Annotated in this window: 13 protein-coding genes; 7 read left to right on the plus strand and 6 right to left on the minus strand. The window is 71.6% G+C overall.

What is annotated here, in order from left to right; all coding sequences use genetic code 11:
- Nucleotides 1–4: 4 nt before the first annotated feature.
- Nucleotides 5–397, minus strand: a complete 393-nt coding sequence (locus ACFPZJ_RS21710) for a nitroreductase/quinone reductase family protein (RefSeq protein WP_381024114.1) — start codon at nucleotides 395–397, stop codon at nucleotides 5–7.
- 97 nt (nucleotides 398–494) lie between these two features.
- Between ACFPZJ_RS21710 and ACFPZJ_RS21715 the strand changes: the two genes are divergently transcribed.
- Complete coding sequence (locus ACFPZJ_RS21715) at nucleotides 495–1,340, plus strand: endonuclease/exonuclease/phosphatase family protein (RefSeq protein ID WP_381024653.1); 846 nt, start codon at nucleotides 495–497, stop codon at nucleotides 1,338–1,340.
- A gap of 85 nt (nucleotides 1,341–1,425) precedes the next feature.
- On the opposite strand, the gene ACFPZJ_RS21720 is transcribed toward ACFPZJ_RS21715, so the two are convergent.
- A complete protein-coding gene (locus ACFPZJ_RS21720) occupies nucleotides 1,426–2,955 on the minus strand; it encodes a CehA/McbA family metallohydrolase (RefSeq protein WP_381024117.1) in 1,530 nt (509 codons plus the stop codon).
- Nucleotides 2,956–3,142: 187 nt separating this feature from the next.
- Here ACFPZJ_RS21720 and ACFPZJ_RS21725 point away from each other — a divergent pair, with 187 nt between their 5' ends.
- From ACFPZJ_RS21725 to ACFPZJ_RS21735, 3 genes are all read left to right on the plus strand, one after another.
- Complete coding sequence (locus ACFPZJ_RS21725) at nucleotides 3,143–3,991, plus strand: LLM class F420-dependent oxidoreductase (RefSeq protein WP_381024120.1); 849 nt, start codon at nucleotides 3,143–3,145, stop codon at nucleotides 3,989–3,991.
- 38 nt (nucleotides 3,992–4,029) lie between these two features.
- Nucleotides 4,030–6,615 (plus strand): bifunctional FO biosynthesis protein CofGH, encoded by a 2,586-nt coding sequence (locus tag ACFPZJ_RS21730; protein WP_381024123.1) that lies wholly within the window; start codon nucleotides 4,030–4,032, stop codon nucleotides 6,613–6,615.
- An 80-nt stretch (nucleotides 6,616–6,695) separates the two neighbouring features.
- Complete coding sequence (locus tag ACFPZJ_RS21735) at nucleotides 6,696–7,259, plus strand: hypothetical protein (protein WP_381024125.1); 564 nt, start codon at nucleotides 6,696–6,698, stop codon at nucleotides 7,257–7,259.
- Here the strand turns inward: ACFPZJ_RS21735 and ACFPZJ_RS21740 are convergent.
- From ACFPZJ_RS21740 to ACFPZJ_RS21750, 3 genes are read right to left on the minus strand one after another with little or no spacing between them, the layout of a single operon-like run.
- On the minus strand, nucleotides 7,256–7,762 hold the full coding sequence (locus tag ACFPZJ_RS21740; protein WP_381024127.1) for a DUF2165 domain-containing protein: 507 nt from the start codon (nucleotides 7,760–7,762) through the stop codon (nucleotides 7,256–7,258). The two genes, ACFPZJ_RS21735 and ACFPZJ_RS21740, sit on opposite strands and share 4 nt — an antisense overlap.
- Before the next feature lie 58 nt (nucleotides 7,763–7,820).
- Nucleotides 7,821–8,018 carry a DUF397 domain-containing protein gene (locus ACFPZJ_RS21745; protein ID WP_381024129.1) on the minus strand — a complete coding sequence of 66 codons (198 nt, stop codon included), beginning with the start codon at nucleotides 8,016–8,018 and terminating at the stop codon, nucleotides 7,821–7,823.
- A complete protein-coding gene (locus ACFPZJ_RS21750) occupies nucleotides 8,015–8,827 on the minus strand; it encodes a helix-turn-helix domain-containing protein (RefSeq protein WP_381024131.1) in 813 nt (270 codons plus the stop codon). Before ACFPZJ_RS21750 ends, ACFPZJ_RS21745 begins: the two co-directional genes overlap by 4 nt.
- A gap of 112 nt (nucleotides 8,828–8,939) precedes the next feature.
- On the opposite strand from ACFPZJ_RS21750, the gene ACFPZJ_RS21755 reads away from it, so the two are divergent.
- The 3 genes from ACFPZJ_RS21755 (at nucleotide 8,940) to ACFPZJ_RS21765 (ending at nucleotide 11,243) form a co-directional block, all read left to right on the plus strand.
- Nucleotides 8,940–9,440: an ATP-binding protein gene (locus ACFPZJ_RS21755; RefSeq protein ID WP_381024134.1), complete on the plus strand. Its 501-nt coding sequence runs from the start codon at nucleotides 8,940–8,942 to the stop codon at nucleotides 9,438–9,440.
- A complete protein-coding gene (locus ACFPZJ_RS21760; RefSeq protein ID WP_381024136.1) occupies nucleotides 9,412–9,753 on the plus strand; it encodes a hypothetical protein in 342 nt (113 codons plus the stop codon). The genes ACFPZJ_RS21755 and ACFPZJ_RS21760 overlap by 29 nt, the downstream gene beginning before the upstream one ends.
- Nucleotides 9,754–10,124: 371 nt before the next feature.
- Nucleotides 10,125–11,243 carry an ADP-ribosylglycohydrolase family protein gene (locus ACFPZJ_RS21765; RefSeq protein ID WP_381024139.1) on the plus strand — a complete coding sequence of 373 codons (1,119 nt, stop codon included), beginning with the start codon at nucleotides 10,125–10,127 and terminating at the stop codon, nucleotides 11,241–11,243.
- Between the two features lie 31 nt (nucleotides 11,244–11,274).
- Here the strand turns inward: ACFPZJ_RS21765 and ACFPZJ_RS21770 are convergent, their stop codons facing one another.
- Complete coding sequence (locus tag ACFPZJ_RS21770; RefSeq protein ID WP_381024142.1) at nucleotides 11,275–12,846, minus strand: sodium:solute symporter family protein; 1,572 nt, start codon at nucleotides 12,844–12,846, stop codon at nucleotides 11,275–11,277.
- Nucleotides 12,847–13,012 lie beyond the last annotated feature (166 nt).

A 13,012-nucleotide genomic window follows, 5' to 3' on the forward strand; every position in this document is an offset into this window, starting at 1 on the left:
GCGTTCAGTCGTCCAGGTCCACCCGTACCGTCAGCAGGTTCGTCCCGAACGCCCTGACCCCGGCGCTGTTGAGGCGGGGCAGGGAGCGCAGCCGGGCCACGGGGTCGTCGTCGGGCAGCAGGTGGGCGGTGCCGGTGTGCCAGCGGCCCCGGATCCGCACCCGTACCCGGGGATCGGCCCGGATGTTGCGGACGTACTGCGAGCGGTTGCCGAACTCCGACACCAGCCAGAAGGAGCCGCCGACGCGCCGGCCGCCCACCGGCGTCCGGCGGGGCAGCCCGGAGACGCGGCCGGTGGTCTCCAGCACCGTCTGCAGCGGGAGGCGGCGCATCAGCGGGTTGATCCGCCGCTGGAAGGCGGTGGTGGCGCGGAACCTCAGGTCGGCGGGGCGGGACATCGTCGGGACACTCCTTCGCACCGGGCTCTCACTGTTTCTCCAACAGTCCTTGCTTCAATGGTCCTCGACGCGGCGCGAGGAGAGCGGGTGGCTGCGGATGCGGGTGGTGACGTGGAACCTGTGGTGGCGGTTCGGTCCCTGGGAGGCGCGGCAGAAGGCGATCCTGACGGCGCTGCGGGAGCTGCGCCCCGATGTGGTCGGATTGCAGGAGGTGTGGGCCGCCGACGGCGAGAACCTCGCGGAGTGGCTGGCCGGTGAGCTGGGCCTGCACTGGACCTGGGCGGCCTCCCACGCTCCCGAGCGTTGGCGGCGCAGGATCGGCGGCGCCGAGGTCGACATCGGCAACGCCGTGCTCAGCAGATGGCCCGTCGTGGACCGGGACGTGCTGCCGCTGCCCGCCCCGGCGGACGTGGACGACGGCCGGCTCGCCCTGTACGCCCGCCTCGCCCATCCCTCCTACGAGATCGCCTTCTTCACCACCCACCTGACCTCGCCCCTGCACGCCTCGGCGGTCCGCTGCCGCCAGGTCGCCGCGCTCGCCGAGTTCGTCGCCCGGCACCGCGGCGACACCCCGTTCCCGTCCGTCGTCACCGGCGACTTCAACGCCTGGCCGGACTCCGACGAGATCCGTCTCCTCGGCGGCTACAGGACCGCGCCGGCCGTGCCCCGCCAGGTCCTCTTCGACGCCTGGGAGTACGCCGACCCGGCGGCTCCCTCCGCCACCTGGGACGCGGCCAACCCGTATGTGGCGCCCTGCCACGAGCCGAGTGTGCGGATCGACTACGTCCACGTCGGGCCGCCCGGCCCCGGCGGGCTCGGGCACGTCCAGGGCGTACGGCGCGCGGGCGACGGGCCGGTGGAGGGCGTGTGGCCGTCGGACCACGCGGCGGTGGTGGCCGACCTGGCGGAACGGCCTGACCCGGACGCCGGCCGGCCCGTGTGACGAGGGAGGCGGCGGGACGCCCGGGCCGCGAGCGGCCGCTGCCGGAGCCGCGGGCGCTCACCGCCCGGGACGCCGTCCGCGTGTGTCAGCCGCGCCCGAGGAAGACCGGGTTGGTGAACGCCGCCAACGCCCCCGGCAGTGGTCCCACCGCGGTCTCGTGCCGCACCTCGGCCCGTACGTACGCCGCGTACGAGGGCGTCGTGCGCCACTCGACGACGCCCGAGCCGGACACCGGCAGCGGGGCGCTGGTGTGCAGCACGCCCTGGTCGGTGACGAAGCGGACGGTGCAGCGCGGGGCGCCGGTGACCTCCAGCCGGACGGTGACCGGGGTGTCCCGGTCCACGGGCAACCGCTGGCCGATGCCCGCGTGCTCACCCCGTCCGCCGCTCGCGGTGAAGGACAGCGACACGTTCCGGGACTCGGCGACGTAGGAACGGCCCGCGCGGATGCCCTCCTGGATCGCCTCCCGGGTCAGGGCGTCGGCCAGGACCACCGTCTGGGGATGCCCCACGGCGTCCGGATCGCGGTGGGCGTCGCTGTTGCCCATCGCCGGGATCCAGGACCGGGACTGCGAGCGCACCGAGGCGACCAGCATGCTGTCCCAGTCGGCCAGCGCCACCTCGTCCTCGGGTGAGTAGGACCCGTTCCACACCTCCACCGCGTCCGCTTCGCCGAAGCCGAACTTCCAGTTGCAGCCGACGCAGGTGGCGTGCGGATGCGCGGGGACCACCAGGCCGCCCGCGCGGCGGATCTGCCGGGCGAAACGGCCGAAGCGGTTGTCGCGGGCCCGGTAGCGCCAGTCGATGAACGTGCCCGGGTCGGTGCCGAGCGCCACCACGTGACCGTTGCGGGTCGTGACCTCCTCCCCGAGCAGGACGAGCAGGTCGTCGCCCGCCACGTCCGCCCAGTGGGCGTGCGCCGAGTGCGTGTTGTGCTCGGAGGAGTTGATGAAGTCCAGGCCCGCCGCCCGCGCCAGCGCCCCGATCTCCGCGGGGGTGCGGCGGCCGTCGGAGTACCAGGAGTGCAGATGGCAGTCGCCCCGGTACCAGGCGCGGCCCCGCCCCTCGGCCCGCTCCGGCGGGTACACCGGCTCGGCGGCCTCGCCGGGCTCCCCGTACGTCAGCGTGATCGTGAGCTCGTACGACAGGCCCTGCGGGGCCACCGTGTACGGTCCGAGCGCGATGTGCCAGGTGCCCTCGCGCACCGGGCCGGGCAGGTAGCCGGGCGTGGCGTCGTCGGCGCGGACGAAGAACTCGGTGCGGGCCCCGCCCGACCAGCCGCGGAAGCCCCGACCGCCCAGGTCGGTGCCACGTTCGTCGAAGACGCCGATGTCGAGGGCGTTGCCCGTCGTCCCGGCGGGGACGGCGGGCCGGTCGTAGGTGTAGGCGACCTTGATCTCCCGTACTCCGGAGGGGACTTCGACCGGTACGTACACGAAGTCGGGGGATCCGGGCGGCAGGGTGCCGCGCACGGTCCGTGTCTCCTGGTCCCGGCCGGCCGCCGCTGCGAAGCTCACGCTTCCCAACGTAAGGGCGGCGGCGGCTCCCGTCACGAACAGGGCGCGTCTGCCGACCGAGCCGGTGTCGCCGTGGGCGCCGTGGTTGTCCTCGCACATGCTGCTGCTCCCAAGGTGTCGCGGTCGGACAGGGCATGGGTGGTGCAGGGGTGGTGCGTGCAACCTTCGTATTGAGCAGTGAACTGCCGTGCACGGCAAGGGAATCGGCGGCTTTCGGGCACGAGGAGGGAAGTGGTGCCGACCAGTCGGTATGGACAGACGGGATGCGGCGGGGTAGAGAGAGGGCATGCGCATCGCCGTCACGGTCTTCCTCACCGACGAGACGATCACCCCGACCCGGCTCGCCCGTGAGCTGGAGCAGCGTGGTTTCGCCGGGCTGTACCTGCCCGAGCACACGCACATCCCCGTCGAGCGGACCAGCCCCTACCCGGCGGGCGGCGAGCTGCCGCCCGAGTACGGCCGCACCCTCGACCCCTTCGTCGCGCTGGGCCAGGCCGCGGCCGTCACCGAGCGGCTCGGCCTGGGCACCGGCATCACGCTGGTCGCCCAGCACGACCCGATCGACCTCGCCAAGCAGATCGCGACCCTGGACCACCTGTCCGGTGGGCGCTTCACCCTCGGCCTCGGCTTCGGCTGGAACGTCGAGGAGGCGGCCGACCACGGCGTGCAGTGGCGCACCCGGCGCGAACTGGTCCGCGACCGGATGGGCCTCATGCGTGCCCTGTGGTCGGACGAACCCACCGCGTACGAGGGCGAGTTCGGCAGCGTCCGGGCCAGCTTCGCCCACCCCAAACCCGTACAGAAGCCACGCGGTCCGGTCATCGGCCCCCGCACGCTGATCGGCGGGACGGCCGGGCCGAAACTGTTCGCGCACATCTGCGAGTACGCCGACGGCTGGCTGCCCATCGGCGGACGGGGACTGTCCGAGACCCTGCCGCGGCTGCGCGCCGCCTGGGCCGACGCGGGCCGCGACCCCCAGGGGCTCCAGGTCGTCCCGTACGCCGTCCACCCGAGTCCGGGCAAGCTCGCCCACTACGCCGACCTCGGCATCGAGGAGGTCGTCGTCCAACTGCCGCCCGCCGGGGAGGCCGAGGTGCTGCGGGCCCTGGACGGCTACGGGGCCTTCCTGGGCTGACGCCCGGGCGCTGATCGGCCCGACCGTATGCTCGAAGGATGACGACTTCCGCGACCTCCGGAACCGGCCCCACCGAGAACTCCATGCGTCGCGCCCTCAAACGCGCCCGGGACGGCGTCTCCCTCGACGTCACCGAGGCGGCCGTCCTGCTCCAGGCCCGCGGCGAGCACCTGGAAGACCTGGCCGCCTCGGCCGCCCGGGTGCGCGACGCGGGCCTGGAGGCGGCGGGCCGGCCCGGCGTCATCACGTACTCGAAGAGCGTCTTCGTCCCCCTGACCCGGCTGTGCCGGGACAAGTGCCACTACTGCACCTTCGTCACCGTCCCGGGCAAGCTGCGCCGCGCCGGTCACGGGATGTTCATGTCCCCGGACGAGGTCCTGGACATCGCCCGCAAGGGCGCCGCGCTCGGCTGCAAGGAAGCCCTCATCACCCTCGGCGACAAGCCCGAGGACCGCTGGCCCGAGGCGCGCGAGTGGCTCGACGCGCACGGCTACGACGACACCATCGCCTACGTACGGGCCGTCTCCGTCCGCATCCTGGAGGAGACGGGCCTGCTGCCGCACCTGAACCCGGGCGTCATGACCTGGACCGACTTCCAGCGCCTGAAGCCCGTCGCCCCCTCGATGGGCATGATGCTGGAGACGACGGCGACCCGGCTCTGGTCCGAGCCGGGCGGCCCCCACCACGGCTCCCCCGACAAGGAGCCCGCCGTACGCCTGCGCGTCCTGGAGGACGCCGGCCGCTCCTCGGTGCCCTTCACCTCGGGAATCCTCATAGGAATCGGGGAGACGTACGAGGAGCGCGCCGAGTCGCTGTTCGCGCTCCGGAAGATCTCCCGCGCCTACCACGGCATCCAGGAACTCATCATCCAGAACTTCCGGGCCAAACCGGACACGGCGATGCGGGGCATGCCGGACGCCGAACTCGACGAACTGGTCGCCACGGTCGCGGTGGCCCGGCACGTCCTGGGCCCGGCCGCCTGCCTCCAGGCACCTCCCAACCTGGTCGACTCCGAGTACGAACGCCTGATCCACGCCGGCATCGACGACTGGGGCGGTGTCTCCCCGCTCACGATCGACCACGTCAACCCGGAGCGCCCCTGGCCGCAGATCGAGGAACTGGCCGAGCGGTCGGCGGCGGCGGGCTTCGCGCTGCGGGAACGTCTCTGCGTCTACCCGGAGTTCGTCCGGCGCGGCGAGCCCTGGCTGGACCCGCGGCTGCGCCCGCACGTGAGCGCGCTGGCCGACCCGGACACCGGCCTGGCCCGCGAGGACGCCGTCGTCGAGGGCCGCCCCTGGCAGGAGCCGGAGGAGGTGTTCGTCCCCTCGGGCCGCACGGACCTGCACGCGTCCATCGACACCGAGGGCCGTACCTCCGACCGCCGGGACGACTTCGACGTGGTGTACGGCGACTGGGAGGCCCTGCGCGAGGCGGCCGCCCCCGGCATGGCGCCCGAACGCATCGACACGGACGTGCGCCAGGCGCTGCGGACGGCGGCCGACGACCCGACGCAACTGACCGACGAGGAGGCGCTGGCCCTCCTGCACGCGGACGGGGCCGCGCTGGACGCCCTGTGCTCCGTGGCCGACGACGTCCGCAGGTCGGCCGTCGGCGACGACGTGACCTACATCGTCACCCGCAACATCAACTTCACCAACGTCTGCTACACCGGCTGCCGCTTCTGCGCCTTCGCCCAGCGCCGCACGGACGCCGACGCCTACACCCTGTCGCTGGAGCAGGTCGCCGACCGCGCCCAGCAGGCCTGGGACGTGGGCGCGGTGGAGGTCTGCATGCAGGGCGGCATCCACCCCGACCTGCCGGGCACGGCGTACTTCGACATCGCCAGGGCGGTGAAGGAGCGCGTCCCCGGCATGCACGTGCACGCCTTCTCGCCCATGGAGGTCGTCAACGGCGCGACCCGCACCGGGATGTCGATCCGGGAATGGCTGACGGCGGCGAAGGAGGCCGGACTCGACACGATCCCCGGCACGGCCGCCGAGATCCTCGACGACGAGGTCCGCTGGATCCTGACCAAGGGCAAACTGCCCACGGCGACCTGGACCGAGGTCGTCACGACCGCGCACGAGCTGGGCATCCGCTCGTCGTCGACGATGATGTACGGACACGTCGACCAGCCCAGGCACTGGCTGGGACACCTGAGGACACTGGCCGCCATCCAGCGGCGCACCGGCGGCTTCACGGAGTTCGTGACCCTGCCGTTCGTGCACACGAACGCGCCGGTCTACCTGGCCGGCATCGCCCGCCCCGGTCCCACGATGCGCGACAACCGCGCGGTCACGGCGATGGCGCGGCTCCTCCTGCACCCCTGGATCCCCAACATCCAGACGAGCTGGGTGAAGCTCGGCACGGAGGGCGCGGCCGAGATGCTGCGCTCCGGCGCCAACGACCTCGGCGGCACCCTCATGGAGGAGACCATCTCCCGCATGGCGGGCTCGTCGTACGGCTCGTACAAGTCGGTGCGCGACCTGGTGGCCGTCGCCGAGGCCGCCGGCCGCCCGGCGAAGCCGCGCACCACCCTCTACGGGGAGGTCCCGGAGGATCGGCAGCGGGCGGCCCTGGCCTCGGACGGCCATCTGCCGGAGCTGCTGCCGGTACTGGACTGAGACAAGCCGGTGAACCCGGGTCGGTACGATGATCCGACCCCCGTGTCGCTCGGTACGGGGGCCGGAGACTGAGGAGAGGCGTGCCCGTGCCTGCCCGAATTCCCTCGTGGGCCTGGGTGACCGGACTGACCGTGGGCGCGGTCGCGGCGGTGGCAGTCCTGGCCGTACAGGCGGACCAGGGCCCGCACCCCTCCCCGACAGCCGCCCGGCCGGAGAGTTCGGCGTCGGCGAGCGCGCGGCCGACGCCCAAGGAGACCGCCCCGGCGGTGGTGCCGGACGGCTCCGGCACGGGACGGCGCATCGTCTACTCGCTCGGGCAGAAGCGGGTGTGGCTGGTCGACGCGAGCGACGCCACGCGCCGCACGTTCGCGGTGTGGCCGGGGACGGTCAGCCCCGACCCCGGCACGTACACGGTGTCCTCGCGCAACGAGGCCACCACCGGCTCGGACGGCGTCCGGATCGAGCACATCGTGTACTTCACGGCGAAGTCCGGCGTCTCGATCGCCTTCTCCAACGCGGTCGACGGCTCCTCGCCCCCGCCGGCCTCGGGCACGCAGACCGGTGGGGTCCGGATGCGCAAGGCCGACGGGACGGCGCTGTGGACGTTCGGATCGGTGGGGACGACGGTCGTCGTCGTCAACTAGCGCCGCTCGCCCCTGTCTCCCTCCCGGGACAGGTGGTTGACGATCAGCACGATCCCGCTGAACACGAAGACACGGGTCGCGGCGTCCAGCCCGTTCCAGTTCTCCGACTGCCACATGGAGAACCACTCACCGCCGATCGCGATGAACCCGGCGCCGAACAGCAGCATGACCATCAGCAGGCCGTACGTGGAGAACCGGCGGGCGCGGGCCTGGTCGCGCCGCGCCCACAGCCAGGTCCCGTAACTGAGCACGAGCGCGGCGAGGGTCTCCCAGACGATGATCGCGACGTAGGCGGCGTCCTGGATCCCCTTGCTGGTGATCGCCCGCCACATCAGGTCCTCGTCCTTGAAGGTCGTGTCCATGGCCAGCACATGTCTGACGAACTGCTGGTTGGTCCCGAAGTCCGTGATGTTCCCGAACGCGACCAGGGCCATGTAGAGGGCGACGGAGGCCGTGAGAAGGGTGGCTGCGAGGTGAAGAGTGCGGGGGGTGGTCGTGGTCATGCCGATCATTTTCCCGACCGGGCGCGGTGCCCGGTAGGTGTTGAGCCAGGCCGGCTCCTCAGCGTCCCGCCGTGAACTCCACGAATTTTCCCCAGGAGTTGCCGGTGAACGACAGCCGCGCTCCGTCCCTGTCCTTGGAGTCGCGGACGTGGACGGCGGTGGCGGGGGTCGTGGGGGATATGGCCACCTCTACGCAGTCGGGGCCGTCGGCGCTGCTGTAGCTGCTCTTGAACCACGTCAGTGGGGTGGAGGTCATGTCTCTTCTCCCAGTACTTTCTCGATGAAGGCGAGCGACTCGCGCGGCGAGAGGGCCTGGGCCCGGATCATGCCATAGCGCATTTCGAGGATCTGCACCTCACGGGGATCGCTGATCAGACGGCTGTGCAACTGGACCTCCAAGTGCCCGAACGTCTTGCCGTCGTTGAGCTTCAGCAGGCGGATGGGCCCGCTCAAGCCCGCGTGGTCCTCACGGTCCGTGGGCATGACCTGGATCTCGACGTGTGGCAACCTGCCGACTTCCAGGAGGTGTTCGAGCTGCTGGCGCAGCACCATTCTGCCCCCGACCGGTCGCCGCAGCGTGGCTTCTTCCTGGACAAAGGTGATGAGCGGACGGGGCACGCGATCGAAGACGGCCTTCCGCGCCATACGGGCGGCGACGAGACGGTCGATCTCGTCCTCGGTGTACGCGGGCCGCCGGAGCACGTGCACTGCCCGCGCGTACTCGGGCGTCTGCAACAAGCCGTGGATGTGGTGACTCACGTAGGCACCCATTTCCACGGCTTCCTCCTCCAGCTTGGCCAGATCTCGAACCTTCTTCGGATACCGAGCCTGCTCCACGTCCCGCTGCATCGCGGACAACTTGCCGCCCGCCCCGAGCACTTCATCGGCCCTGGCCAGGAAGTCCGGCTTCGGGATCCGGCGCGCGCGCTCCACCGACGAGACCATCTCCTCGCCGTACCCGATCGCCGCGCCCAGCTCCGCCTGTTTCAGCCCGGCGGCCTCCCGCCACAGCTTGATCTGCCGTCCGACCGTCTTCAGTACGGCCGTGGCCTCCTCGTCCTCCACCTCGTCCCTCCCGACGTACGAGCCGTACGACCCCGGACCGCGCCCGGACAGTCACTCTCCGTACCGGGGTCGTTCCTGTTCAGAGTAGGGACACGTGGCCACGCTGGGTGACATGAGTCAGGAATTGCTCCCCCAAGTCACGGGTCTCGCCCGTCACTTCTCCATCCAGCTGTCCGCCACGCGCAGAGGCGCGCGACTGGCCCGTCTGCTCGCCGAGCGCCAACTGGACGACTGGGGCGAGCCGTTCGAGGCCGCGTCGCAGGTGGTGGCCGAGCTGGCGTCGAACGCCGTGCTGCACGGGCGGGTCCGGGGCAGGGACTTCCGGCTGGGACTGAGGCTGTACGCGGATCGCACCCTCCGTATCGAGGTGACCGACGCCCGGGGCGACCGGGTCCCGTGTCTTCAGGATCCGGTGGCGGAGGACGCGGAAACAGGGCGTGGCCTGCGGATCGTGGCGGCCTGCGCGGACCGTTGGGGCGTCGAGCGGGCACCGGCACACGGCAAGACGGTGTGGGCGGAAGTGGCCCCGAGGCGCACGGAGCAACTGCCGAAGACCCGGAGCACCGGGCACCCGTCGCCACCGGATGCCGCGCCGGAACCCGCTGATCCATGACCCGGTCCGGCCCGACGCCAAAGACGGAAGGACTGGGAAAAGAACTGCGGCGGCCGCGGCGCCCGAGCCGCCCCGGCCGACGGCGGCGCCCGCGGCCCTGCCGCCGCACCGCACCGCCGCCGACCTCCTCGCGGGCCTGCGTGCCGTCGACTCCCGCCTGCCGCTCACCGAACGGGACGTGCGCCGCCTGGCCCCGGCGGTCTCGGCCTGGCTGGACCGAGGCGTGCCCGCCACGGCCGTACGGCGCACGCTCACGACGGCCTGCCCCAGGACCCGATCAAGCACCCGGCGGCCTTCCTCGCCCACCGCCTGACCACCCTCCTGCCGCCCCCGCTGCCCGCCTCGCCGGGCCCGGCGCCGACCCCCAGCCGCCCGGCCCCGCTCCAGACCTGCGACGGCTGCGAACGCGCCTTCCGCTCACCCCGCCCCGGCCGCTGCCGGGACTGCCGCACGAACGACCAGCCAGAGCGACAGGCCGCCTGGCCACGCCTGGGACAAGCCGTGTGACCTGTGCCGTCTCAGCTGCGCCCCGCAGCGCCTGGGACTACCACCCGAACACCGAGTGACTTTCGTAACCAATCCGCCCACACCTCGCATACCGCCCCGCCCCTCTGGTCGTCCGCCCCCCTTCGCATAGAGTGCTGAGCTGTCGTACGTACGGACGGTGCCCCTGGGGAGGACTAGGTGAGTGCGACAGCTGGTGCCGTCTGGGGACGTACCGAGCAGCAGGACTTCCGGAGTCGGGTGCGCGGGACGTTGCTCGGGGTGGCCGTCGGGGACGCCCTCGGCGCGCCCGTCGACGGGCTGGATCTCCAGGGGATCCGCGAGCTGTACGGGGTCGAGGGCCTGGTCGACATGGTCCCGGCGTACGGCAGACGCGGGTCTGTGACGCACCTCACACAGATGACCTTGTTCTCCGTGGACGGGCTGATACGCGCCCAGGTGCGCCGCGACACCGGCGCCTGGCATCCGCCGACCGACCTGCACCGGGCCTACCTGCGCTGGGCCACCACCCAGCGCGACTGGGGGCCCGACGAGCGGCGCAAGGACGACGGGTGGCTGGCGCGGGAGGAGTGGCTGTACGCGCGGCGGGACCCGGTCCGGACGCTGCTGCTGGGGCTCGGGGACGAGACGATGGGGACCCTGGAGGCGCCCAAGAATCCCGGCGAGGCGGGGCCTGAGGCCGCCGCCCGTTCCGCGCCCTTCGGGCTGCTCGTCGGGTGGGAGCCGCAGCTGGTCGTGCAGCTCGCCGTGGAGTGCGCGGCGCAGACCCACGGGCATCCCACGGCGTATCTCGCGGCGGGCGCGTACGCCGTGATCGTGCACGCGCTGGCCCGGGGCGACAGCCTCGACGGCGCGGTGCAGCGGGCGCTCGCCCTGATGGCCGCCCGGCCCGGTCACCAGCCGGTGTCCGACGCGCTCCAGCACGCGCTGGGCGCCGTACGGCAGGGCATGCCGACGCCGGACCGCGTGGCGGGGCTGATCGGGGACGGCACGGCGGACGGGCTGGTGTCCGCCGCCGTGTACTGCGCGCTGGTGGGGGAGGACGTCCGGCACGGACTGCGCCTGGCCGTCAACCACGACGGGCCGTCGGCCGTGGCGGGGGCCCTGACCGGAGGGCTGCTCGGCGCCCTGCACGGCGAGACGGCCCTCCCCCCGGCCTGGCTGGCCGAGCTGGAGGGCCGTCCGACGATGCTGGAACTGGCCGACGACTTCGCCATGGAGATGACCCAGGGCCCCGCGCTGCACGGCCCGGCCGGGTCGTCCCCGGCGTGGCTGGCCCGGTATCCCAGGGGCGCGTAGCCGGTTCCCGGCGGTCCGCCGAGGGCGACCGTCAGTCCTTGACCGGCGTACGCACCGTGTCCTGCACACCCCCCGCCGGCGTCGGAACCGCCGCCGCGGCGGCGCCGTCCCCGTCGGTGTTGATCTTCTCGATGATCGCCAGCCGCTCCGGGGTGTCCTCCGGCCTGACGAACCCGATCAGGACGTAGAGGACCAGCGACACGGCCAGCGGGATCGACACCTGGTACTGGAGCGGCACGCCGCCGTCGATGTTCCAGTGGATCGGGTAGTTCACCAGCCAGAAGGCCAGCAGACCCATCGACCAGCTCACCAGCGCGGCCGTCGGGCCGGAGCGGCGGAACGGACGCAGCAGGCCCAGCATCATCGGGATCGCCATCGGGCCCATCAGCCCGGCCACCCACTTGATGACGACCGTGATGATGTCCTTGAACGCCGGGGAGTTGACCTGGGTCGCCGCGGCCATGGACAGGCCGAGGAAGACCACCGTCGCGATCCGCGCCACGCGCAGGCCCTGGCCCTGGCTCCACGTCCGCGCCCTGGCCCAGATCACCGGCGCGCAGTCCCGGGTGAACACCGCCGCGATGGCGTTGGCGTCGGAGGAGCACATGGCCATCGTGTGGGAGAAGAAGCCGACGATGACCAGGCCCAGCAGTCCGTGCGGCAGCAGCTGCTCGGTCATCAGGGCGTAGGAGTCGGAACCGTCCGGTTTCTGCGACTCCACCAGCAGCGGCGACATCCACATCGGGAAGAACAGCACCAGGGGCCAGACCAGCCACAGCGCCGCCGACAGCCGCGCCGAGCGCTCCGCCTCACGGGCGTTGGGGGTGGCCATGTAGCGCTGGGCCTGGTTGAGCATGCCGCCGTTGTACTCGAAGAGCTTGATGAAGAGGAAGGCCAGCAGGAAGACCGTGCCGTACGGGCCGACCAGCGGTTTCTCGTGGCCCTGGAGTTCGGGCGAGTCCCAGACGCCGAAGAAGCCGCCGTGGTCGTCGAGCCGTACCCACACCGCGATGAGCATGGCGATGCCGGCCAGCAACTGGATGACGAACTGCCCGAGTTCGGTCAGCGCGTCGGCCCACAGGCCGCCGATCGTGCAGTAGATCGCCGTGATGGTGCCGGTGATGAGGATGCCCTGGTTGAGCGAGATCCCGGTGAAGACGGAGAGCAGGGTGGCGATCGCGGCCCACTTGGCGCCCACGTCCACGATCTTCAGCAGCATGCCGGACCACGCCAGCGCCTGCTGGGTCTTGAGGTCGTAACGGTTCTTCAGGTACTCCAGCGGGGAGGCCACATGGAGACGGGAGCGCAGCCGGTTGATGCGCGGCGCGAACAGCTTCGACCCGATGGCGATGCCGAGGGCGATGGGGAAGGACCAGGTCACGAAGGACGTGACACCGTAGGTGTACGCGATGCCCGCGTACCCCGTGAACATCACCGCGCTGTAGCCCGACATGTGGTGCGAGATGCCGGACAACCACCAGGGCATCTTGCCGCCGGCCGTGAAGAAGTCGCTGACGTTGTCCACCCGCTTGTGCGACCAGACGCCGATCGCGACCATCACGGCGAAGTAGCCGATGAGCACGGCCCAGTCGAGACCGTTCATGTGTCCCCTTCCAGGGTTCGCCGCCAGGGTCAGGCATGTGAACTCTGGGTTCGACGACATGCCCACGGCAAGCGAGAGGAAGGTCAAGAGACCGTAAAAAAGTTCGGCTTGATGACTTGTGTTTACGTATATGAACCCCGACGCAAGTCCGTCGTGTGGCTGGAAA

The sequence above is a fragment of the Streptomyces bullii genome (assembly GCF_042657145.1).
In the GTDB taxonomy this organism is placed as follows: Bacteria; Actinomycetota; Actinomycetes; order Streptomycetales; family Streptomycetaceae; genus Streptomyces; species Streptomyces bullii.